Below are 23,568 nucleotides of genomic sequence, written 5' to 3' on the forward strand. Positions count from 1 at the left end.
TGCTATTTATCCTCGATCTGAATAGGAGATTCGTCCTCCCCGTATTTAATGGTAATCGTCCACGTTTTTGATGTTTGGTCATGGTCCGCCCTTTTGATCACCGGAACGCCTACTTTTGGCCCCGTTTGCTCCGACAGGGCTTTGGCAATCGCCTCGGCTTCGGTTAAACGGGCGCCCTCAGGCCGGATGTCCGGCAAGACGGTTACTTTATCCGCCTTCGACTGACCGGGATAGGATTCCTGGACAAAACTGTACCAGACTTGAGCCTTCTGTCCGATGGAAACGTTCTTTGGCGCATTGGAGAACCAGATGGCATCATAAAACTCCTTCACGCCTCCCGTCCCGCTAAAATCCTTGGGCGCGCTGCTGACGACCAAAATGCTCCGATCCTCTTTTGCAACGACATAACCTTCCATGCCGGGTGTGCTGCCGTTATCGGGAGCATCCTTGATCCCGGGTTCCTTCGCCGTACCCGAACTGCATCCGATCAGCCCTATGCCGACCAATAAGATCAATATGGAGATGAATCGTTTTTTCATGGCACACCTCACTCTTCATACTATCTAACCAATCGCTCGGAAGGGTTCTTCCTTGGCTTTAGAGATGAACTCTATATTTATGTAGACGCAAAAATTCGGATGATGTTGCAAGGCTGCGGTCCGATCGTCCTTCGGGTTAAGCGGGGACGGATTGATGACGAAAAGAAGCGCCCCCATTTCGGCATTAGCCGACAGGGGACGCCTTTTGGTCTTCTGCCAGAAACCATCATTCCGTTCCTGTGTTATCCTTCTTTTCGTTATGGGAAGCAAGATTTCGCAAATGCATATATACGGTATGCTTGGTGATTTTCAGCGCATTCGCCACGATGGTTACCGCATCTCTCATATTAAACACGCCCCGGTCATGCAAAAGACCGATAATATGCTTGTTTCGGTTGGCATACGAGATGTCCGGCGAAGAATCCACGCTTTCGATCGTCCGCTCGATGGTTTCAAGAATCATATCCTCGACGGACGAGGCAAAATACTCTTGCTGTCCTCTTGTTTCAATATCCGGCTGCGGCATAAAAGCCTGTAAAAAGTCGAAGAACGATTCATCCATGTTCATGTTGATGCATAACAAACCGATGATTTTTCCGCCTTCGCCGCGAATGGCAATCGTGCTGGACTTCATGAGGCGGTTGTTTTTGCTTCGGGTAAAATAACTGATCGCTTGCTTCGAGTTGGAGCGTTTGATTTCGTTCAGCATCTGCAAAGCCAAATTCGTGATCGGTGCCCCCAGCTCCCGGCCCGTATGGTGCCCGTTTGCGATATGGACAACGGAATGCTGGTAATCCTCCAAGCTGTGCAGCACGATTTCGCTGGCATCTCCCAAATAATCGGCCAAACCGTCCACGATCGAATCATAAGATTGCAATATCGCCCGATCAAAGTCCGTAAATTCAATATTATTCATAATGGAAGTCACCTTTTCTTTATCTGAAATGATGATGAAGATGAATCGGCTTAACAAAAGTTTATTGAAATCACTAGGATGACTTATAAATATTAGTATTATCTTAGCGCTGGAATCCTGGATAATCAATACTTGGTCACGCGTAAATTCTGATTATTCGGGTATTCCAAGGCTTTTTAAGGAGTGTTTGGCTTTATTTCCAAAAAAAATATAAAACGCTTACAAAAATTTTATTGTGTAACCCAAATGAACTTGATATAATCAAAAATAGTTAAGTCAATCAATTATTTTTGACTGAATTAATATTTTAGATGTCAAGCAGTCGTTCCGGCAAATTCCTGTTTTCAAAAGGATGTAAACGATTTCTAAGAGACGAAGCATAACAAGGAGGCACTTCGAAATGGACATTTTAGTAGGTACGTTATTGCTCTTATTGGTATTGTCCCTATTTTCTCTTTTCAGCTTCAAAGCCCCTAACGGAATGAAAGCGATGGGCGCTTTGGCCAATGCGGCCGTTGCCAGCTTTTTGGTGGAAGCCTTTCAAAGCTATGTCGGCGGGGACTTGTTCGGTTTCTCGCTTGCCAAGGAGGTTGGGCTTGCTTCCGGCAGCATGGGCGGCGTTGCCGCGGCTGCTCTCGTCTCTCTGGCCATGGGCGTCTCTCCCGTCTACGCGCTGCTGCTTGGAGCGGCCTGTGCCGGAACGGGCTTGCTTCCCGGCTTCATCGCCGGCTATCTGGTTTCATTTCTGATCAAGTTCATTGAGAAGAAGGTACCGGAGGGCCTGGACTTAATCGTTTGCATTATCGTGGCCGCACCGCTGGTACGCTTTGCGGCAAATCTCGCGACGCCGGTGGTGGACGCAACGCTCTTAAACATAGGCGGGATCATTACAACGGCTGCCAACAACAGCCCAATTATTATGGGGATCGTCCTCGGCGGAGTGATTACCGTCGTGGCGACGGCGCCGCTCAGTTCCATGGCGCTTACCGCGATGCTCGGGCTGACCGGGCTGCCGATGGCGATCGGCGCGCTTTCCGTCATGGGATCTTCGTTCATGAATTTCGTTTTCTTCAAACGCATGAAATTCGGCGACCGCCGTTCTACGATTGCCGTTGCCATTGAACCTTTGACGCAAGCGGACGTCATATCCGCCAACCCGATACCGGTTTATATCACCAACTTCTTGGGCGGAGCCATGGCCGGGGTTGTCGTCGCGCTGTTTAATTTGACGAACAACGCTACGGGTACCGCCACGCCGATCGCCGGACTCATGGTCATGTACGGTTTCAATGACGCCAAAACGGTGACGATCGCCGCCGTCCTGTGCGCGCTCTGCGGCATTGCTGCCGGTTTTGTCGGCTCGTTCGTCTTCAAGAACTTTAAAATCCGTACCATTGCGGAAATCCGCGGAAGCGAGCCCGCCGCCGAGAGCGCATCCGCCGCTTGACATCGAAACCTAAGGAGGATAAGCCTCATGCAGTTCAAATCAGTCTTTGATATTATCGGTCCCGTCATGATCGGTCCGTCCAGCTCCCATACGGCGGGAGCAACCGTATCGGTCGGGCGGCGCGAAAGCTGTTCGGGCGTTTGCCCGAAACCGTCATTGTTACGCTATATGGCTCTTTTGCCAAGACATATAAGGGCCATGGAACCGATCTGGCCATCGTCAGCGGCATCCTCGATTTCGATACGGCTGACGAGCGCATTCCAAACGTCATGAACATTGCGCAGGAGATGGGGGTGCGGATATCGTTCGTGCAGTCTGATGAAAACGCGGAACACCCGAACACGGCTCGCCTCGTCTTGCGGGACAAACAAGGGGCGCTGGAAGTCGTAGGAATATCGATTGGCGGAGGCAGCGTGGAAATCCGCGAAGTCAATCAACCGGATCCTAAGCTGTCCGGATCCAAGCCGGCCATGCTCATCCTGCATGAGGACAAGCATGGGGCCGTAGCCGATGTCACGTCCCTCTTGGCCGAACGACGCATCAACATCGGATATATGGAGGTCTCCCGTTGGGGAAAAGGACAATCTGCCATCATGGCTATTGAAGTCGACGATTCGGTCGATGACGAGCTTATTCGTCATATGTACGGACTTCCCCATATTAAGGAAGTGTGGCAGGTAAACAGATATCAGCACAAGATTACGGAGGAGGCGAAAGCATGTTCCGCACTGTAGAGGAACTGGTTCGGCTTGCGGAAGAAAGACAGAGCAAAATTTCCCGTCTGATGATAGAAAGGGAAATGAGCATCTCGAAGAAAACCGAAGCCGAAATACTGCAATTGATGGACGCAAACCTGACCGTGATGGAGCAGGCTATCGAAAAAGGCCTGAAGGGAGTTGTTTCCCATTCCGGTTTAACCGGAGGAGATGCGGTCTTGCTGCAGCAATACATTGCCAGCGGAAACTCCTTGTCGGGCTCTCTCCTGCTTGATGCGGTAAGCAAAGCGATGGCCACCAATGAGGTCAATGCGGCGATGGGCATCATTTGCGCCAACCCGACGGCCGGTTCTGCCGGGGTTGTGCCGGGAGCGCTGTTCGCCGTCAAGGAGAAACTGAATCCTACGCGTGAGCAGATGCTGGAGTTTCTGTTTACGGCCGGTGCGTTCGGATTCGTCATTGCCAACAACTCGTTCATCTCAGGCGCGGCCGGCGGCTGTCAAGCGGAAGTCGGTTCCGCGACGGGGATGGCGGCAGCCGCCATCGTGGAGATGGCTGGGGGGACGCCCCGGCAGTCGGCGGAAGCGATGTCGATCGCTTTGAAGAATATGCTCGGACTGGTGTGCGATCCGGTGGCCGGCCTGGTGGAAGTCCCGTGCGTCAAACGCAACGGAATCGGGACGTCCACGGCAATCGTTGCTGCCGATATGGCGCTGGCCGGCATCAAGAGCCGCATCCCGAGCGATGAAGTGATCAAGGCGATGTACGAGATCGGCCTTGCCATGCCGAGCTCCCTGCGCGAGACGGCGGAGGGCGGGCTTGCGGCAACGCCAACGGGACGCAGACTGGAAGCCAAGGTGTTAAGGGGCGAGCAATAAAACGAATTAAGGCCTGTGAAGCCGCGAATTCATTGACGAATTTCGGTTCACAGGCCTTATTTATTTGCAACGGGCCTGCAACCTCGGCTATGCCTTTTACCTTACTTCGTTGCATTTTTCATTCCGCCATTTCTTTGTGCTAAACTGGTAATAACCAGATATAACCGGAAAAAGGAACGGGATGGTTCGAACTGACGGGGGGGCTTGAAATGGCATTTGTAAGCATCAGGGACGAATACAAACGTTACCGAATGGGCGAAACGACCATCGTGGCCAATGACGGCATTACGTTTGATATCGAAAAGGGCGAGTTTGCGATCATCGTGGGGCCGAGCGGTGCGGGAAAGTCGACGGTACTGAATATTTTGGGCGGAATGGATACGGCCGATGAAGGACAAGTTCTCGTGGACGGAACGGACATTGCCCGGTTTAACAGCCGTCAGCTGACCGGGTACCGCCGTACGGATGTGGGGTTCGTGTTCCAGTTTTATAATCTCGTTCCTAACCTTACGGCTAAAGAAAACGTGGAGCTTGCTTCCCAAATTTCTTCCCGGGCATTGGACGCGGCGCAGGTACTGAAGGATGTCGGGCTCGGAGAGCGGATGGATAATTTTCCGGCCCAGCTGTCCGGCGGAGAGCAGCAGCGCGTGGCGATTGCCAGGGCGCTCGCCAAGCAGCCCAAGCTTTTGCTCTGCGACGAACCGACGGGGGCTTTGGATTTTACGACAGGCAAACAGGTGCTTAAGCTGCTGCAGGACACGTGCCGGAATACCGGCACCACGGTGATTGTCATAACCCATAATTCGGCAATCGCGCCCATAGCCGACCGGATTATCGAAATCTATGATGCCAAGGTCAGAAAAATCGCAGTAAATCCGCATCCGGTTTCGGTGGATACGATCGAATGGTGAGGAGCTGGCCGATTTGAAAAAAAGAGCTTTATGGAAAGATATTTTCCGGGAAATATGGCGGACCAAGGCGCGGTTTCTGTCCATCTTTGCCATCATTATGCTGGGGGTCGGTTTTTTCTCGGGCATCAAAGCCACGGGCCCGGACATGCTTGATACGGCCGAGAACTATTTCAGAGAGCTGAGGCTGATGGACGCGAAGGTTCAGACGACGTACGGTTTACGGGAAAAAGACATCGGCGTTCTTAAAAACATGGATGGCGTATCGGCCGTGCAGCCGGGATTCAGCGCGGACGCTTTCCTCGGCGACAGCGGACTTATTGCCAAGGTTTACTCCTTCGCCCCCGACAACCCATTGAACCGATATGTCGTGGCTTCCGGCCGCTTGCCCCAGGCATCCGGCGAGATTGCGATTGATGAAAACGGAGAAATGCGGGGGGCTTTCAAGCCGGGGGATACGATTACGTTCACGAATCCCGATGCCGATACGAATCTTGAGGATACGTTTCGCACCTTGAGCTACAAGGTGGTCGGTACGGTCAAAAGCCCGATGTTCATCAGCAACCTCGGGCGGGGGACGAGCAGAATCGGCAAAGGAACGGCCGACGTATTCGTCGTCATACCGGAGCAGGATTTCAATTTGCCGGTATATACCGAGGCTTATATGGCTTTTAAGGATACGACGCATTTGGCGCCTTATTCCGAGGCTTATGATGAGCGGATCGAACAGCACGTCGCCGGCGTTAAGCAGGCTTTGAAAGGGATGCCGGAGGAACGGCTTGCCGAGATCCGTACGGAAGGCCGGCAGAAGCTTGACGAAGCCCGGGGGAAAATCGACGATGCCAAAAAACAGCTGGATCGTGCGGACCAAAAGCTGAAGGATGCCAAGGCCAAACTGGAAGAAGGCCGAAGCAGCTATGAGCACGGCGTTGAAAAGCTGCAAAGCGAGCTTGAGGCCGGCCGCGCCAAGCTTGATTCGGCGGAACGGAAGCTGGAGCAGGGACGGGCCGAGCTTGAGCGGAACCGAAAAAGAATTGCGGACGGAAACATCCGCTTGAAGGAAGGTCAAAAACGGCTTGAAGCCGAGAAGAAAACGGCCGGGCCCCGTATTTCACGGGGCAGGGAGCTGGCCGAATCCCTGAGGCGGGTCGCTCAGCTGCCCCCGGATTCACTGCCAGCCGGGCAGTTGCAGAAGCTGGCTGCAGCGGCAAGCGCCGCAGACCCCGGGCTTGGGCAGGCTGCCGCGGGATACATTAACGGTGACGTGGATGCCAAAACGCTCCTATCGGCCGTTTCCTCGTTTGAGCGGGGCTTGAATGAGGGGGCCGCCAAGCTGGAGAAGGCACAGCTGGAGCTGGACGCCACCGTTAAACAGCTGGCAGAGGGAGCAGCCCGCATTCGTGCCGGGGAACGGGAGCTGGCGCAGGGGGAAGCGGAGCTGGCGCAAGGAAAGGCTGATCTGGAAACTGCCGAACGGCAGGGAGAAGATCGTCTTGCCTCCGCAAAGGCGGAGCTGGATAAAGGGCAAAGGGAGTACGATAAAGGGCTGGCCGAGTATGAGAAGGAGAAGCGGAAGGCCGAACGAAAAATAGCGGACGGAGAGAAAGAGCTGGCGCAAGGAGAGAGCGAGCTGTCGGAGCTCAAGCCGCCCAAGCTGTATGTGCTTGACCGCAGCTCCAATCCGGGATATACCGAATTCAGCGACAATGCCGACCGGCTGGCATCGATTGCAACCGCATTTCCCGTGTTCTTTTTCCTGATTGCCGCGCTGGTCAGCTTAACGACCATGACCCGGATGGTAGAGGAGCAGCGCCTGCAGATCGGCACGCTCAAGGCACTCGGTTACGGCAACCGGGATATCCTAAGCAAGTTTCTCGTATACGCCACGCTCGCGGGGTTAAGCGCTTCGGCGGCAGGCTTGGCGGTGGGTTTCACGCTTTTTCCGAACATTATTTTTAATGCGTATGGCGCGCTGTACAATTTGCCGAGCGTAAAAACAAGCTTTTATCCGGACTACAGCATCATTTCGGTTGCCGTCGCCCTGCTGTGTACGACGATGACGGCGCTCATAGCGGCAAGGGTGGAGCTGCGAAGCAACGCTTCGGTATTGATGCGGCCGAGAGCGCCGAAGAGCGGACAGCGGATTCTGCTCGAAAGACTGGGATTGATCTGGAAGCGCCTCGGCTTTACGGGCAAGGTCACGGCCCGGAATTTGTTCCGCTATAAGCAGCGCATGTTCATGACCGTATGCGGGGTGGCGGGCTGCACGGCTTTGATTCTGACCGGCTTCGGCCTCAAGGATTCGATCGGCGACATTGCGCCGCTGCAGTATGGAAAGATTAAGAAATACGACGCCATGGTCATTTTCCAGGATGACGGCAGCAAACAGCTGAAGCGGGATTACGACAAGGCGATTGCCGGGACGCCGGAAATTACGGCAACCCTGAATGCGACGCAGGAGACGATGACAGCCATTGCCAAAGGCGTTAACAACCAGGATGTGACCGTTTTTGTGCCGGAGTCGCCGGACAAGCTGAAGGATTTTATCGTGCTGAAGGAAAGAAACAGCGAGAAGCCCGGTTCCTTGCCGGGCGAAGGGGCGATGGTCTCGGAAAAACTCGCCAAGCTTTACGGGCTCGGCACCGGGGATGCGCTTACCGTCCAAAGCAGCGACAACGAGACGTTTGAGATTCAGGTTGCGGGCATCACCGAGAACTATGCGATGCATTATCTCTATATGACGCCGTCCTATTATGAATCGGTTTTCGGAAAGAAACCCGCGGTAAACAGCCAGCTGCTGAACTCCAGGGACGCGAGTCCGGCTTGGGAAAAAGCTTTCGGCGAGAAGCTGACGGCTCTTCCAAGGGTGGGGATGGTGAACTTCACCAGCGGCGTAAGCGGCGCTTTCGAAGACACGATGGACAGCATGAACGTCGTCGTCGTCGTGTTGATCATTTCCGCGGCGGCCCTGGCTTTTGTGGTGCTGTACAACCTGACGAACATCAACGTGTCCGAGCGGATTCGCGAGCTGTCGACGATCAAGGTGCTCGGCTTCTACGATAAGGAAGTCACGATGTATATTTATCGGGAAAACATCATTCTTACCGTTCTCGGCATCGCTGCCGGCCTGTTCTTGGGGATATGGCTGCACGGTTTCGTGCTTCAAACGGCCGAGGTGGACATGATGATGTTCAGCCGGAAAATCAAAGGAATAAGCTTTGTTAACGCATCCGTCCTGACCCTTGTTTTTTCGACGGTGGTCATGGTGTCCATGCATTTTAAGCTGAAACGCATCGATATGATCGAGGCGTTAAAATCCGTGGAATAGCGCATCAAACAGCCTTAGTCCGGTTTTACGAGACTAAGGCTGTTTGATTTTTCCCGAAACACGGTGAAGCCGAAGGGTTATTTCATGATTTGCCTGAATGCCCGGTTCAGGATATGGAACATCTGCATCATGTCCTTTTTGCTGCCGTAAATTCCGTGCAGCGCCATTTCCCTTTCCGCTTGGTGTTTGAAACCCAGAAACAGTTCCTGGGCCTGGTTCAGCATATGTATGGTGCCGGCCCGATCGCGGTTGTCATCCGATTTCAAGTATTGAATCAGGTTGATCGCCTTGACCACGCTCAGGGCCACGGCCTCATGGGGGATTTGGCCCAGCAGATTCCCGGCCGAGCCGCCGGCGACGGCCCCGAGCAGACTGCTGCCTCCGGCAAGCACGGTCATCCCGTCGGCCGTACCGAAGCCTCCGACGGCGACGGAGCCTCCGCCCATTATGGCCAGATCGGCCGTGAAAGCTGCTTCGCCGGACGAGCCGAGCAGACCTGCAATGGCGGGAGCAAGGGCGGGAAGATCCAGCGCAGCAGCGACCGAGCCGTATCCGGCCGGACCGGAAATGCCCCATTGGAGCATGGTTCCTCCCTCATCCCGGATTTCCTTGAAAAACGTTTCGGTGTTTTTTTGGATGTTCCGGCCCCAGGAGCCGAAGCCGCATATTTGCGAAATGGTATCGGCATGCTCCGAATGATTGGTCTCTTCGACAGCATCCTGGAAACGCACCGCATCCTCGTAAACCGGCGTATGCATGACCTCCTGCATGATCAAAAACAGCTGAATACGGCCATGGGAGGATTCGTTAAAGCGCTTTATCAACGGCTCGACCGGCATGTTTTTGAGCGACGGAGGAAGCGGAGACAGGTTTTTGTCCGCCCAGCAGGTTTTCCGTGCTTCCTTTTTACGGATTCTTTCGGCTGCTTTGGCAGCGGCATGATTTTTTGGGGCCCTGCTCAGCGTTTGAACCATCCCGGTGCTTAGCGGCATATTCCGGTGTTTCTCTTCAATGGTCCTTAAACCATGGTATTCGAACGCCAGGTCTTCATCCATCCGAAGCTGAACGAGCTTCTGAATCAGAGCATAGCCCTCTTCGTTTAGCACAAACGTCCGAGGCAGGTTCAACAGCATCATCTTCCTTCTGGATTGCTATATTTTATATCGAAAGAAAACGGGTGAAACTTTAGTCCCTATCCCTGGGCCTTCGGCATTATTTATAGATATAGAATTTATAAGTTATCAGCGGAGCTGATGGAATTCTATATCGCAAGAAAAACTTCCGCTAAAAGCGGTCTGTCTTCAGAGAAAGTACGTCGATAGACGTTTTTCTTAAGCGTTCTCATTCGGCAGCTTGAAATTTTTTCGGTCAGGGCCGGATCCTTTATGCGGCTACTTTTCAAACTTTAAAATTTATAATATCCCGCTTTGAACCGATTTCCGGTGAAAAATACGTTATAATGGACATATATTTGGCAGTGGAACGAACCAATATTGCTACTGGGGAGGTTGTTCGAAAGTCGGCTTTCGGCCACGAAATGAATATGGAAACGCAGTCGGCGTCAATCTTCATTTCACCTAAAATCCGGCTTTTGGACACGCGCTATTAAAGCCTTCTCTCAAAACATGCGGCAGCATAAAGACCATAAGTCGGAGGAATGTGCATGGGTATAGTCTTTTCATTTTTAAAGAGGTACCGGGTTGCCGCGACAGCGGCGCTGGTCATGATGTTGATCGAGCTTTCGGTCGAGCTGGTGCAGCCGCTCCTGATATCGAAAATTATCGATGACGGCATCCAGCATAAGGATATGTCGGTCGTCTGGACGTGGGGAGGCGTGCTGACCTTTAGTGCGCTCATTGCGTTCGGTGCGGGGATCGCGAGCTCTTTTTTCGCGGCGCACGCAAGCCAGGGGATCGGATATGATATGCGGAGCAGGCTGTACGACAAGGTGCAGTCCTTCTCATATGCGGTATTCAACCGTTTCGCAACCTCTTCGCTGATCACGCGCCTCACCGGAGACGTGACTCAAATCCAGGATACGGTATTTATGGGGCTCCGGTTTATGACGCGGGTGCCGCTCGTGGTGACAGGGAGCATTATGATGGCGCTGGTGGTTAACGTCCGCTTAGGCTTGTGGCTCGTGCTAACGGTGCCTGCCCTGTTTATTTTTATCGCGTGGATCATGAAAAAAGCGGCAAGCTCTTTCAAAAAGGTGCAACAGCGCCTGGATGCGGTAAACGGCGTTATCCAGGAAAACCTGACGGGCATCCGGCTTATTCGCGTATTTGTGCGGATGGGACATGAAATCAGGCGTTTCGCCCTCTCGTCGGAAACGTTGATGAAAGGCACGGTGTCCACGCTGCGGATGACGGAGCGGACCATGCCGTTCATTTTGATCGTAATGAATGCGGCAATCATGGCCGTACTGTGGTTCGGGCGGCGCGATATCGTTTCCGGCAGCGCTTCCATTGGTGAAGTGGTGGCGGTTTTGAACTATACCCTGCGCTGCATCGGAGCCATGTCGGTTTTATCCGGTCTTGTGATGGTGCTTTCGCGGGCCCGTGCTTCGGCGCAACGCGTTCAGGAGGTGCTGATGACAGAAAACGATGCTTATGAGAACCGTTTACCGTCAAAAGATTCCTCGTCCCGCTCCCTGCAAGGGGGCGTGGAATTCGATACGGTCGGCTTCAGTTATCCCGGCAGCGATATCGCCGTGCTATCGGATGTCTCGTTCCGGGTCCGCCCCGGTTGGCGGGTCGCGATTATGGGCGCCACGGGCTCCGGCAAATCCTCGCTTGTCCAGATGATCCCCCGTTTGTATGAAGAGGACTCCGGGAGGATTCTGATTGACGGGACCAAGGCCGGCGAATATGACCCGGAGGCGCTTCGGAGAAATATCGGGTATGTCCCGCAGGAGGTGCTGCTGTTCTCCGGCACCGTAAGGGACAATATTGCCTGGGGACGGGAAGAGGCCACCTTGGATGAAATTATGGAAGCGGCCAAGCAGGCCCAGATCCATGAGACGATCGAGCGTTTTCCCCAAGGATATGACACGATGCTCGGCCAGAGGGGCGTAAATTTGTCCGGAGGCCAGAAGCAGCGTCTGTCGATTGCGAGAGCGCTCGTGCGCAAGCCGTCCATTTTAATTCTGGATGACAGCACCAGCGCTCTGGACGTGCGTACGGAAGGGGCGCTCCTGGATGCGCTCAAAGAGTTGTCTTGCACGACTTTTCTCATAACGCAGAAGATCAGCTCCACGACATCGGCGGATCTGATTCTTTTGCTGGACGACGGGCGATTGATCGCCCAGGGGAATCATGAAACCCTGATGTCGGACTCGCCTCTGTACCGCCGAATCTATGAGTCCCAGTACGGGGAGGAGGCACAGCATGTTCAAATCATTCACTGAACCGTTCCGCCACCCGAAACCGAAGTTCGAGCTCGGGGAAAACAAAGGATTGTTCCACCGGAAGACAACGACAAAAGCTAAGAACTGGTCCGCAACGCTTAAGCGAATCTGGTCTTACCTGGCTAGGCGAAAGGGAAAATTGTCCCTGGTCCTGCTTATGGTGATGCTCAGTTCGGGCCTGGGACTTCTGGGGCCGTATTTGCTTGGGATCGCCGTAGATGAATTTTTGCAGGACGCGGGGATAACAGGAAATGCCGGGGGTTCGGCGTGGATTTATTTTTTGATCGGCCTCGCCTTTGTGTACGTTCTTCAGGCATTGACGACCTGGCTTCATAACATATGGATGATCGGCATCGCGCAGGAGACGGTGTACCGGATGAGGATGGATTTGTTCTCCCATTTGCACCGCTTGCCGATCCCGTTCTTTGGAAAAAGGCAGCAAGGCGAAATCATGAGCCGCCTGACCAATGATATCGAAAACGTAAGCTCCACGCTCAACAGCTCGGCGATTCAAATTTTCTCCAGCGTGCTGACGCTTGCCGGCACCCTATCGGTCATGCTGTGGCTCAGCCCGCTGTTGACGCTTCTTACGTTTATCGTGGTTCCGCTCATGGCGCTAGGCATGCGCTGGATTACCCGGCGGACAGGCCCGCTCTTCAAGGAACGGCAGCGCAATTTGGGCGAGCTTAACGGCTTCATCGAGGAAACGCTGTCGGGTCAGCGCATTATCAAGGCGTTCTCCCAGGAAGAGCGGGTCGTCCGCGAATTCGAGGAACGCAACGCCAAAATCCGGATGTCCGGTTTTTGGGCACAGACCATTTCGGGATTTATCCCGAAGCTGATGAACGGACTGAACAATTTGAGCTTCGCGATTGTCGCCGGGATCGGCGGAATCATGGCCATCCAGGGGTATATCACGATCGGGGTCATCATTATTTTTGAAAGCTACGCAAGGCAGTTCACGCGGCCGCTGAACGATCTGGCGAACCAGTGGAATACGCTGCTGTCCGCGATTGCGGGGGCGGAGCGGGTGTTTGAGGTACTGGATGAGGAAGTGGAGGCCAAGGATGAAGGCGCTGCCGTCAAGCTGGATCGGGTTGAAGGCGCTGTTTCCTTCAAGGACGTCTCTTTTTCATATGAAAAGACGGCGATACGTTAGAGGGCATCACATTCGAGGCAAAGCCCGGCGAGATGATCGCCCTGGTCGGACCTACGGGGGCCGGCAAAACGACATTAATCCAGCTATTGTCGCGGTTTTATGATCCGGACGGCGGAAGCATTACGCTCGACGGGCGCGACCTGTCGCAAATTCGGCGGGAAAGCCTGCGGTCCCACATGGCGTTCGTTCTGCAGGATTCGTTCCTGTTTGAAGGAACGATCCGGGAGAATATCCGGTTCGGCCGGCTGGACGCGACGGACGAAGAGGTCGAAGAGGCGGCCAAGCTTGCGAATGCGCATTCGTTTATCATGCGGCTTAAAGATGGATACGACAAGGTGCTGAAGCAAGGCGGCAGCGGAATCAGTCAGGGACAAAAGCAGTTGCTGGCCATTGCCCGGGCCATTCTTGCGAATCCTTCCATGCTGGTTCTGGACGAGGCGACCAGCAGCATTGACACGGTCACGGAGATCAAGATTCAAGAGGGGCTGCAGCGCCTGATGAAAGGGCGGACCAGCTTTGTGATGGCCCATCGGCTGAACACGATCCGTCAGGCCGATCGAATCCTGGTGTTGAAGGAAGGAAGGCTTCTGGAGCAGGGCTCGCATGACGAACTGCTGAAGCAGGGCGGATTTTACAGCGAGCTGTACCACAGCCAGTTGAAACGCGCGGCCATATAGCATGGAGGTTAGTTCCTGGCTGTTCCGGTCCATAAAGGTATACAATGGAGGTAATCCATCAGTCAACTTTGGAGCGGGGGATCAAGAAATGAGGCAATTAAAATCGCTTGCGGAAATCAACCGGGTGCTGGAGGGCGAACCGCTCGTTTTGCTCATCATCAAAACCGGACAGTGCGGCGTGTGCGAATCGGTAGAGGTCAAGGTGTCTCTTATGCTGGAATCGCGCCCGAACGTGACGGGCATTTATGCATACATGGAAGATGCGCCCGACACGGCCTCGGCGTTTCTGGCGCTTTCCGCGCCGACGGTGATCCTTTTTTTCCAGGGCAAGGAAGTTTACCGCATCGCGCGCTTTGTCCGCTTTGATGAGCTGGATCGTGTATTGACGCAGTACGAGGAAATGTTGAGAGTGCCGTAAAATAAAGACGAAATCGGCAGTTTAAGCCGTAACGCCGGAGAGAGGGGCATGGTTCCCGTTTCCGGTGTTTTTTTGTGTCGATATAAAATTAACCCAAAATATATCTTGCCTGCCGTGGAATCATTTGGTATGCTATTGTCCTTCTCTCATTTTCGCCTTGTCTGAAGTGGGCGGGTCCGCCGTCCAAACAACTTATCGGAGGTGTCACATGCTTTATTTCACGCTGGCTTCCAAAGCCTATGCCCGGAATTTGCAGTACCGGGGCGCGCACATGATCCACAACATCGCTAGCGCCATGTTCGGATTCCTGTACGCCAGCATCTGGATCGGACTCGGGGCCGACTACTCGCTCGGGGAATACGGTACGCAGGGAATGGTGAGCTACATCGCTTTTACCCAATCGGCGCTGTGGGTTTCAAGCTTCCTTACGAACGGTCTAGGCATTCCCCAATCCGTCAGGACCGGGCATATTTCGCTTGACCTGATGCGTCCCGTGCACCTGTTCAGCCATTTGATGGCCAGGGAGTGGGGGCAGATCGCCTACCAGTTCGTGTACAAATCCATCCCGATCTATCTGGTGTATTTCTTCGTTTTCTCGCTATCTCTTCCCGATCAAGCTTCTTCCCTTCTTTACGCAGCCATGGCCTTGGCTGGAGCCGCCTATTTATCGATCTGCATCAACTATCTCATCGGCGCGTCCGCTTTGTGGACGACGGAATCGTCATGGCTTTATTGGGGCAACCATGCCATGATTAACCTGCTCGCCGGATTTTTCATCCCGATCGAATGGCTTCCCGGCTGGCTTCAGAACATCGCTTGGCTGTCGCCGTATCCTTATCTGCTGTATGTGCCGACACGTTTTTATCTCGGTTTGGGCAGCGTCTCCGCCTTGTGGGGAACGTTGTTTTGGTGTCTCCTGCTGACGCTTGCCTGCTTGCTCGCGACCGGCTTTTTGCGGCGGAAGGTGGAGGTGCAGGGCGGATGACTTCGGTAAAATCCTGGATATCATTATACGGCTTGCTGATCCGCACGAGCATCAAAAGCCGGATGCAGTACAAGTTCAACTTTATTCTGGCCTCGTTCCTGGCTGCGCTCATCCAAATTTCCGAGTTTCTCATGGTTGCGATCGTGCTGTATAAATTCGGGGCCATTCAAGGCTGGTCCATGTACGAGGTCGGTTATTTGTTTGCGGTGATGACGCTGTCCAAAACGCTGTACCGGACGTTTGCGGACGAAGTGCATCATCTTGAAAAATATCTCGTAAACGGAGAGCTTGACCAGCTGCTGACCCGGCCGATGCCCGTCCTGCTTGCGCTCATGCCGCAAAATTTCCGGATCATGCTCGGCGAAGTTCTTCAAGGCGGGTTTCTGCTGGTGTGGTCCCTTGGCGGCATTATCGGCAGCGGACAGGCGGGCTGGACCGCGATTCCGCAAACCTTGTTCATCATTCTTACGGGAGCGGTGATCCTGTTCTCGATCGGACTTGCGACCGCAACCTGCGGCTTTTGGACGACGCGCATCAGCGAGCTCCAGAACCTTACGGAAGATGCGGCCGGCACGGCGGTCCGTTATCCCCTGAGCCTGTATCCGAATTGGATGAAAGGCCTGCTGCTCGTCGTTGTCCCGGTCGGTTTTGTCAATTACGTACCGTCGTTATATATTTTGCACGGGGAGCTTGGCCCCTGGGTGTTCATCGCCACGGCAGCCGCCGCAGGGATCAGTCTGGCTTTAAGTTTAAGATTTTGGAAATTCGGCATCACCAAATACCAAAGTGCCGGAAGTTAGAAGGAGGAACGGACCATGATGATTGAAGTTCGCGACGTACGCAAGGAGTTTAAGACGCCTGTCGTCAAGGAGGGCCGTTTCTCCGGCCTGCGGACGCTTTTTTCCAGGGAATACAAAACCAAGGAGGCGGTGCGGGGCATCAGCTTTCAGGTAGAGCCGGGAGAGTTCCTCGGCTATATCGGCCCGAACGGGGCCGGTAAATCGACCACGATCAAGATGCTGTCGGGCATCCTGCATCCCACGTCCGGCGAGGTGCTGATCCGCGGGAGAAATCCGCATAAGGAACGCCGCGCGGTCGTCAAAAACGTGGGGGTCGTGTTCGGCCAGCGAAGCCAGCTGTGGTGGGATCTGCCGGTTAAAGACTCGTATGATATTCTGGCCAAGATGTACGGCGTGGACGAATCCGAAAAGAGACGCAGACTCGATCAGTTTGCAGAGCTTTTGGATTTGCGCTCGTTCTGGGAAACGCCCGTGCGGAAGCTGTCGCTCGGGCAGCGCATGCGCGCGGACCTCGCCGCGGCGATGCTGCATGACCCTGAGCTCTTGTTTCTGGATGAGCCGACCATCGGCCTGGACGTCAACGCCAAACGGAGCATTCGCGAGTTTTTGACGCTGCTGAACAAGGACTTCGGCAAGACGGTGCTGCTGACCACCCACGACATGGATGACATCGAGCAGCTGTGCAGCCGCGTCATGGTCATCAACAACGGAGGCCTGACCTATGACGGGACGATTCAATCGCTCAGGGATACGATCGGGCTCCCAAGCCTGATTACCGTCACCTACCGGGGCGCGTTTCAAGTACCGGAGGTCTACGGAGCAGCGGCGGAAGAGGCTTTATCCACTAGCTCAGCTGCCGTTGCGCTCGCCGCCACGGCTGCGACCTCTTCAGCCGCTTCCGCCGTGGAACGGGATACGAACCTCCGCCGCCTGCCGATCCGCGTCGTCGGCATAACGGGGAACATGGTAACGGTGGAGGCCAACCGCAGCGAAATCAACACGCTGGACGTGATGAAGGAGTTGGGCAGTTGGGGAGAGTTGGACGATATCGACATGAAGGACCCGGATTTTGAGGACATTATACATAAGGTGTATTAATGGGCTTGAAAGAGGAACTAAAGGTGTCCTTGGAAATGTGTTTTAGTAGATCTAACGATGGGAGCCGGTCGAGATGTTGGTGAGGTAGATAAAGTGGTCAGAGCCGATGAAGATGATGGTGAGGTAGACTAGCGTTGAGATCCCGTGGGGATGCGATGAAGTAGACCGTGTTTTTCAGGGCTTAAAGTGAGTTTTTCAAGTGAGCCTTAGTGAAGGCAGCCTAGTTGGGTTGCACAAATCTGCTTTATGGACCTGCGTCCCGTTATTTTGCATCTGGAGCGAGTAAAAAAAAATTAACGGACCGTGGTTCCGTTATCTTGGCGTTTAGGTGCATTTTTCTCTGTTTTTCGCCTAATAACGGAACCTCTGTCCGATAACTTGCCCAAATAGGGATTTTTGATCAAATAGCGGAACGTGTGTCACATGCCTGCACCCCTATGCCCTGACGCTGCCGCCACGACGTATTGCATAGCAGGGTTGCCGGCGCGTACCCCACGCCCTAGCGAGGGCCGCCCTCCCTAAGTCGCGAGCAGGGTTGCCTGCACCCACGCTCTGACGCCCTGGCGACCTCCTCGCCCCCCAAAAAAAGGAATCTCACTTCGAGGTTCCTTTTTTGTACCTGTCTCGTTAACGCGGGCTCTAGGCTATCCGGCGTACATACCGCTTAAACAACCACCCGAGATAAACGAGGTGAACGGCTATCCCGATGAGCCCGATCCCAATCAGCTTTGCTTCATTCCACGGCATGCCGACCGGCGGCGCAAACAGGCGAGCGACCCAATAGGTCGGCAATGCGGCCGCTCCCCATGACCATGGCTCAGGGATCAAGTAGGCGAGCACAGGGATAAACACCATCAGCCCCCCCATTTTGGATACTGCAAGCCCCTCCACTTTGTTGGAGGCGAAAGCAACAAGCAGCAATGCCATGATCGGTCCCTCCATCAGGAGCATGAGCAGAGCCAAGCCATACTGAAGCGGAGACCAGGAGGAAAAATCGGCCATATAGAAGGCCAGGATGACATAAAAGCCGGACAACAGCGTCGGCAGCGTCAACCGGTGCACAAAATATCCCTTTTGCGTGAGCGGAGTGACCGAATAATAGGCAATGAGCTGCTCGTCCCTTTCATCAAGCATCATGAGTCCGGCCATCACGCCGATCACAAGCGGGACAAGCAGGATGGAGGTTCCGTACAGGATGCCGTAATGGTCCGACAGCCGGAAATCGGCAGCGAGCAGAAGAGAAGAGAGGAAGGGCACGCCGTACTTTAGCGCCAGCACCAGCAGGAAAGGGGCGACCGTGATAAAAACGAGCATCGGATCGCGCCCGACCTGTTTCAGATCGCGCCCCAGCATTTGTACAGCTCGGTTCATAAACGGTCCCCTCCTTTGTTCAAACCCCATAATAAACATAACACCGAACGGTGAGCCCAGATGAAGGCAAGACCGATCCATAAAATCAGATTGATAAACGCCAACATCATTTCGGCTAGAGAAGGGGCCGGCTCAAAAACCGATTGGAGCAGGAGAAGCGATGCGCCAGCGGGAAACAGCATGAAAATTTTGCCCGGCAAAATCCCGAGCGTGCCCAGAACCGGCACTACCAGGACGGCGGATACAAGGGCCGACAAGAAGAAAAATCCGTTTATGGTATGGCAGCGCGCGGCTACGCCGAGCCCCGCCAAAGTGAAGAAAACGGAGGTCAGCACAACAGCCGCAATGAGAATGACCATGTTCCGGTGAAAACCGAACGTCCCTGCATGAATCGCCAGACTGCTCGCCAAGGACAGGCATGTCAGGGAGAGCGTCTTCGACCAGATGTAGGCCGCGGGCGAATAGGGCGTGACAAACAGGGTATCGTGGAGCTGCTGCCCTTTTTCGAGAAGAATGAGGCCGCCGATAAAAAAGAAACCGAGCATGCTTGGATCCGAAAACGTCAGCAGTATGCTCCACACCGCCCGCTGATTCTCGGGGATCATATGCAGCAGTACAAGATAGGCAAGGCTGATCAGCGCATAAGCCGAATAAAAATGATGCCGCAGCTGAAGCTTGACATCCTGTTTCCATGTGCGGGCAAATCGCCTCAAGCCGGATAGACGAAGCCGTGAAACGGTTATAGGGGTTCCGGCCGGTTGCTTCATGTCAGCGTTCTCCCCGTGACCCGAATAAACAGCTGGTCCAGCGTCGCTTCCTGCGTGTGGATCGTCTCAATGGAGCCGCCCCGCAGCAGGTCCTGAAACGCTTCGTTATCCGCTATGCCGTCCAGTTGGTAATCCGCCCGCCTGAGCGTCGTTCCTTCCCTATACTCCACCGTCACCGCTTTTTTGCCCTCCCTCACCTTAAGCTCCCGCGGCGCGTCGACCAGCTTGATTTCCCCATCCACAATAAAAGCGACCCTGTCGCAGAGCTCCTCGGCGGCAAACATGTTATGGGTTGTCAGAATGACCGTTTTTCCCAGTGCCTTCTGCTGCAAAATGATGTCTTTTACGGTGCTTGCATTCACGGGATCGAGCCCCGAGGTGGGTTCGTCAAGAAACAAAATGTCCGGCCGATGCATCAGAGCACGGCATAAGTTCAGCCTCATTTTCATCCCTTTGGAAAAGTCGGACACTTTGGTCCGGCCGTATTCCGATAGCGACAGCTGCGCAAGCAGATTTTCGGGCTCCTCCGTGGGAACGTCATACAAGGACCGGAACAGGTTCAGGTTTTCAAGCGCCGTAAACCGGCTGTAGAAGTTGGGGAATTCAAAGGCCACGCCAATGGAGTTGTAATAATCCCGGCCGTGCTCCTTCAGCTGTTTCCCAAAAATGCTGACACTGCCTTCGTACTGCTTCAGCATGCCGATCAGAATTTTCTGGGTCGTGCTCTTTCCCGCTCCGGAGGGTCCGAGAAATCCGAATATTTCACCTTGGGGAATATGAAAATTCAAGCCTTTCAGCGTGTAAAGCCTATGACCCGGGTAACGGAAGCGAAGCTCCTTGACGTCGATCATTTCTCTACCTCCTCGGAAGGGCGTTCGATGATAAGTCCGTCCGCAATCAAATCGATGAACAGCTCCATCGTCTCGCGGTACCGTTCACTCCCGATCAGATGCTTTTGCAGGGAGAGCAAAATGAACGAGCGGATCAAACTGACGATGGCTTCGGGATCGCGCGACCGTATCCAACCCTCGCGCTGCCCCTCCTGAATCACGGGCAGCAGGTCGTCGGCATCCTTGGCGAAGTGGGTTTCCAGCTTGTCGGCAGGAAGTTTGCGGAATAAGGCTTCCATGAGCTCTTCATCGTACAGCTGCCTTAGAAAGGGATTGCATTCCATCGTCTCGAGCGAATCCCGCAGAAATTGCTTAAAGCTTTCACGCGTGAGGGGAGCGCCGCTAAAATAAGCTTCGCCCAGCTGTCCGCGAATAGCCTCTTCTTCCTGCTCCACCAGCTCAAAATACAGTTCCTCTTTGGATGAATAGAACAGATAGAACGTGCCTTGGGCAATGCCGGCCGCTTTCGTCAAGTCGGCGATGCTTGTTTTTTTTAATCCGAATACGGAAAATAAATGCTTGCCTTTTTGCTGCAGATCCAGACGGATTTTTGCCTTTTCCTGTTCGTTGAACCGGGGCATTCTTGTTCACGCTCCAATCATGAATTCGTGAATAATTTTATTTTATATTCATAATTAAAATGCAAAAGGCGATTTTTGTCAATGTCTGCGACCGGGAGCAACTGCCCGGCTTAACCGCTGGACAATTCCTCCTCTTATAGTCCAAAATAGGAGGTACGACGTAACGGAGGCGTCTATTTTCGCATTGTTTTCTGCCGGGGCGAGAGTGAGCGAATAAGTTATTATAGGAAGCGCCGGGGTCTGTACATATAAATTTAAAGGGTGAAGAGGAATGTTTTTGGTTGACAGAATGTGGCTGAAGCTGGGGAGCCGTTACCGCAAAAAACAAGACCTGGAGAAGGCGCTCAGATATATGACGAAAGGCCGGAAGGCCATCGTGTCTTTGAACGACCAGATCGATTACGCGGAGCTGCTCCATCATGCAGGCCAATCCGAGGAGGCGATCGCTTATCTGGGGCAAGTCATCGAGCAGAAAGGCGCCGCCAGGGCCTATGAGCGCCGGGCCCACATTTTGCGGGATTTGGACCGCGAGGAAGAAGCAATACTCGATCTCAACGAGGCCATTGCCATCAATAGCGATCATTATTTGACCTGGTATACCAGAGGGATTGCCTACAAGGATCTTGGAAAATATGACGAGGCCGTCCGTGATTTGAAGGAATCGATCCGGAGAGAGGACCAGGACACGGTGATCTCCACCTACTATGAACTGGGGATGACCTATTACGAGAACGGAAATCCCGCGGAAGCGGTTCAATGCTTCAGGGAAAGCATCAAAATTCCCGAACGAACGATTCCGATGTATTATTTCATGCTGGCTAGATGCCTGGACATGACGGACCAGGTTCAAGAGGCTTTAACGGCGCTTCTTCAAGGAGTCGAGCTGGCCGACCGGTACGAAGCCGAGCCGGATCAGGCTACGCCTTGTTTAATGCGAGCACATATTACAGCTACGGCGCGTTCATGACCTTTCAGCGGCAGATGAAGGAAACGTTCTCGTTCCGTAGGCTGCTTGCCGATTTGTATTTGCAATTGGGGCAATATGAAAAAGGAGCCGCTGCGGCATCCCGGGGGCTTGAGAAATATCCCGGCGCCGTGGAGCTTTATTTAAAGCGGGCCGAAATTTATGCCGCCTGGGGAAGGCTCCATCAAGCGAAGGAAGACCTGGAGCTTGCCATCCACCAGAATCCCGACGAGTTTCGTTCCTATTTCGAGCTGGCCCGCCTTTACCGGGAGGAAGGCTCAGAGGAGAAAGCCGCCGAGGCGATCGCGAAACTGTACCGAAGACAGCCGGAATCGCCTCTCGTATGCTATTGGATGGCCGACTGCCACTACCGAATGGGCCAAAATGAGGAGGCTATCCGCCTGAACGACAAGCTGCTTGAGCTTGAAAACGATGATCCGGCGAACTATACGCAGCGGGCCGATATTTTGATCGAGTCCTATGACCTGCCTTCTGCGGAAAAAGCGCTGGACGATGCTTTAAAGCTAAGCGACGCCTCCGAAATCCATAACAAGAAGAGCTACGTTCTGTATTTGCAGGGCAAGAATGAAGAAGCTTTGCTGGAGCTGCAAAAAGCCGTGTCGCTGGATCCCGAATTCGAGCTTCACCCGACTTATTTGGCCGCGAGCGGCCATATTTATAAGGAGATGGGGATGTGGGATTTGGCCATTGACGCTTACACGAAGGCTATCCATGCAAGCCCCGGCAACCCAAGGTTGTATGAGTTCCGGGCAGGCTGTTTTTATGAGACCGAGCAGTTGGACCGGGGGTTGTCCGATTGTACCGCCGGGCTTGAGCTGGATGCCGGTTACGCGGGACTGTACAGTCTTCGCAGCGGAATCTACCTGGCCATGAAGGACTATGCAAACGCCAGAATGGATGTGCTTAAATTCCTTGAACTTCAGCCCGGACACCCCGGAGCCTATTACCGATTGGGTCAGATCCTTTATAAGGACAATGAGGAGGATGCGGCCCTTGAGGCTTTCGACCAGGTTCTGAGCGCGATTCCCGAGCATGCGGAAAGCTATCTCTACAAGGCGCATATTTATTTCGAACAGTTTGAATCGGAGGACGCCGTGCAAAACATCGTCAATTGGAGCCTGCATCTTGACAAGGAGATGCCGGCTGCGGATAAGATCAAGGCGATCGAAACCTTGGACGGCTTTGACGAGTCTGTTCTCGACCGGGCTGTCGAAAGGCTGACCGGGATGTACGGACACCAGATCTACCTGTCCTGATCCACATGGTTTCAACGCATCCAAACGGAAAATGGAATATTCTTTGCGATAACGATGTTTTCATGACGGAAAACGGGCCCGCCTTACGACAAAAGCGGGCCCGTTTTTCTTGCGCTAAATCGATTCATTCCTTGGGAAGCGAAGCCTTGGATAAATCGGCAGGGAGGCAATTCCTGATCAAATCATCCGATTTTATCCCCTCTTTGCAAAAATATCCCCCTTCCTATTTGTTAAACCAAGTTTCATGATGAAATTAGTGATTTTTAAAATATAAAGAAACAAGATTCGAATTTTAGGGAAGGGAGGGAAAAGCTTAACCTTTCAATTTACCCTTTAAGATGCGAAAAAGGCATGGAACGACCATTAAATGGTAACCGCTTTCAAGCGGGGGACGGGTTTGTCGTTCAACACTGTATTTGCAAAGAGCCATAACTTGAATT

The 23,568-nt window shown here is 53.6% G+C and carries 18 protein-coding genes and 2 pseudogenes; 13 read left to right on the plus strand and 7 right to left on the minus strand.

Features of this window, described 5'->3' with window-relative positions:
* Positions 1-2: 2 nt before the first annotated feature.
* A complete protein-coding gene (locus XI25_RS09035) occupies positions 3-539 on the minus strand; it encodes a YobA family protein (protein ID WP_235439771.1) in 537 nt (178 codons plus the stop codon).
* Positions 540-765: 226 nt separating this feature from the next.
* A complete protein-coding gene (locus XI25_RS09040; RefSeq protein ID WP_046678267.1) occupies positions 766-1,455 on the minus strand; it encodes a helix-turn-helix transcriptional regulator in 690 nt (229 codons plus the stop codon).
* A 400-nt stretch (positions 1,456-1,855) separates the two neighbouring features.
* Between XI25_RS09040 and XI25_RS09045 the strand changes: the two genes are divergently transcribed.
* The 5 genes and pseudogenes from XI25_RS09045 (at position 1,856) to XI25_RS09065 (ending at position 8,732) form a co-directional block, all read left to right on the plus strand.
* Positions 1,856-2,902: a PTS sugar transporter subunit IIC gene (locus XI25_RS09045; protein WP_046678268.1), complete on the plus strand. Its 1,047-nt coding sequence runs from the start codon at positions 1,856-1,858 to the stop codon at positions 2,900-2,902.
* A gap of 27 nt (positions 2,903-2,929) precedes the next feature.
* Positions 2,930-3,636 (plus strand): annotated as a pseudogene (gene sdaAB, locus XI25_RS09050) (L-serine ammonia-lyase, iron-sulfur-dependent subunit beta).
* Complete coding sequence (sdaAA, locus tag XI25_RS09055; RefSeq protein WP_046678269.1) at positions 3,621-4,496, plus strand: L-serine ammonia-lyase, iron-sulfur-dependent, subunit alpha; 876 nt, start codon at positions 3,621-3,623, stop codon at positions 4,494-4,496. Before sdaAB ends, sdaAA begins: the two are co-directional and overlap by 16 nt.
* A gap of 209 nt (positions 4,497-4,705) precedes the next feature.
* On the plus strand, positions 4,706-5,407 hold the full coding sequence (locus XI25_RS09060) for an ABC transporter ATP-binding protein (RefSeq protein ID WP_046678270.1): 702 nt from the start codon (positions 4,706-4,708) through the stop codon (positions 5,405-5,407).
* Between the two features lie 13 nt (positions 5,408-5,420).
* Positions 5,421-8,732 carry an ABC transporter permease gene (locus XI25_RS09065; RefSeq protein ID WP_046678271.1) on the plus strand — a complete coding sequence of 1,104 codons (3,312 nt, stop codon included), beginning with the start codon at positions 5,421-5,423 and terminating at the stop codon, positions 8,730-8,732.
* Between the two features lie 77 nt (positions 8,733-8,809).
* Here XI25_RS09065 and XI25_RS09070 read toward each other — a convergent pair whose 3' ends face one another.
* Positions 8,810-9,859, minus strand: a complete 1,050-nt coding sequence (locus tag XI25_RS09070; protein WP_152669104.1) for a hypothetical protein — start codon at positions 9,857-9,859, stop codon at positions 8,810-8,812.
* Between the two features lie 536 nt (positions 9,860-10,395).
* Between XI25_RS09070 and XI25_RS09075 the strand changes: the two genes are divergently transcribed.
* The 6 genes and pseudogenes from XI25_RS09075 (at position 10,396) to XI25_RS09100 (ending at position 17,278) form a co-directional block, all read left to right on the plus strand.
* Positions 10,396-12,141: an ABC transporter ATP-binding protein gene (locus XI25_RS09075; RefSeq protein ID WP_046678273.1), complete on the plus strand. Its 1,746-nt coding sequence runs from the start codon at positions 10,396-10,398 to the stop codon at positions 12,139-12,141.
* A pseudogene (locus XI25_RS09080) lies at positions 12,122-13,977 on the plus strand (ABC transporter ATP-binding protein). The gene XI25_RS09075 and the pseudogene XI25_RS09080 overlap by 20 nt, the downstream one beginning before the upstream one ends.
* Positions 13,978-14,065: 88 nt before the next feature.
* Complete coding sequence (locus tag XI25_RS09085) at positions 14,066-14,395, plus strand: thioredoxin family protein (protein ID WP_046678274.1); 330 nt, start codon at positions 14,066-14,068, stop codon at positions 14,393-14,395.
* 208 nt (positions 14,396-14,603) lie between these two features.
* Positions 14,604-15,380, plus strand: a complete 777-nt coding sequence (locus XI25_RS09090; RefSeq protein ID WP_046678275.1) for an ABC transporter permease — start codon at positions 14,604-14,606, stop codon at positions 15,378-15,380.
* Positions 15,377-16,180 carry an ABC transporter permease gene (locus XI25_RS09095; RefSeq protein ID WP_046678276.1) on the plus strand — a complete coding sequence of 268 codons (804 nt, stop codon included), beginning with the start codon at positions 15,377-15,379 and terminating at the stop codon, positions 16,178-16,180. The genes XI25_RS09090 and XI25_RS09095 overlap by 4 nt, the downstream gene beginning before the upstream one ends.
* A gap of 18 nt (positions 16,181-16,198) precedes the next feature.
* The gene (locus XI25_RS09100; RefSeq protein ID WP_046678434.1) at positions 16,199-17,278 is read left to right on the plus strand and encodes an ABC transporter ATP-binding protein; all 1,080 of its coding nucleotides are present in this window, start codon (positions 16,199-16,201) and stop codon (positions 17,276-17,278) included.
* A gap of 639 nt (positions 17,279-17,917) precedes the next feature.
* On the opposite strand, the gene XI25_RS09105 is transcribed toward XI25_RS09100, so the two are convergent.
* From XI25_RS09105 to XI25_RS09120, 4 genes are read right to left on the minus strand one after another with little or no spacing between them, the layout of a single operon-like run.
* Positions 17,918-18,649 carry a hypothetical protein gene (locus tag XI25_RS09105; RefSeq protein WP_046678277.1) on the minus strand — a complete coding sequence of 244 codons (732 nt, stop codon included), beginning with the start codon at positions 18,647-18,649 and terminating at the stop codon, positions 17,918-17,920.
* A complete protein-coding gene (locus tag XI25_RS09110; RefSeq protein ID WP_046678278.1) occupies positions 18,646-19,416 on the minus strand; it encodes a fluoroquinolone export ABC transporter permease subunit in 771 nt (256 codons plus the stop codon). Before XI25_RS09110 ends, XI25_RS09105 begins: the two co-directional genes overlap by 4 nt.
* Positions 19,413-20,267 carry an ABC transporter ATP-binding protein gene (locus tag XI25_RS09115; protein WP_046678279.1) on the minus strand — a complete coding sequence of 285 codons (855 nt, stop codon included), beginning with the start codon at positions 20,265-20,267 and terminating at the stop codon, positions 19,413-19,415. The genes XI25_RS09110 and XI25_RS09115 overlap by 4 nt, the downstream gene beginning before the upstream one ends.
* On the minus strand, positions 20,264-20,887 hold the full coding sequence (locus tag XI25_RS09120) for a TetR/AcrR family transcriptional regulator (protein ID WP_046678280.1): 624 nt from the start codon (positions 20,885-20,887) through the stop codon (positions 20,264-20,266). Before XI25_RS09120 ends, XI25_RS09115 begins: the two co-directional genes overlap by 4 nt.
* A gap of 277 nt (positions 20,888-21,164) precedes the next feature.
* Between XI25_RS09120 and XI25_RS34440 the strand changes: the two genes are divergently transcribed.
* Together XI25_RS34440 and XI25_RS09125 are read left to right on the plus strand one after the other, a co-directional pair.
* Positions 21,165-21,854, plus strand: coding sequence for a tetratricopeptide repeat protein (locus tag XI25_RS34440; RefSeq protein ID WP_235439772.1), 690 nt, complete (start codon positions 21,165-21,167; stop codon positions 21,852-21,854).
* Complete coding sequence (locus tag XI25_RS09125) at positions 21,812-23,128, plus strand: tetratricopeptide repeat protein (RefSeq protein WP_235439773.1); 1,317 nt, start codon at positions 21,812-21,814, stop codon at positions 23,126-23,128. The genes XI25_RS34440 and XI25_RS09125 overlap by 43 nt, the downstream gene beginning before the upstream one ends.
* Positions 23,129-23,568: the final 440 nt, after the last annotated feature.

Source organism: Paenibacillus sp. DMB20, from assembly GCF_000987955.1.
In the GTDB taxonomy this organism is placed as follows: Bacteria; Bacillota; Bacilli; order Paenibacillales; family Paenibacillaceae; genus Paenibacillus_AQ.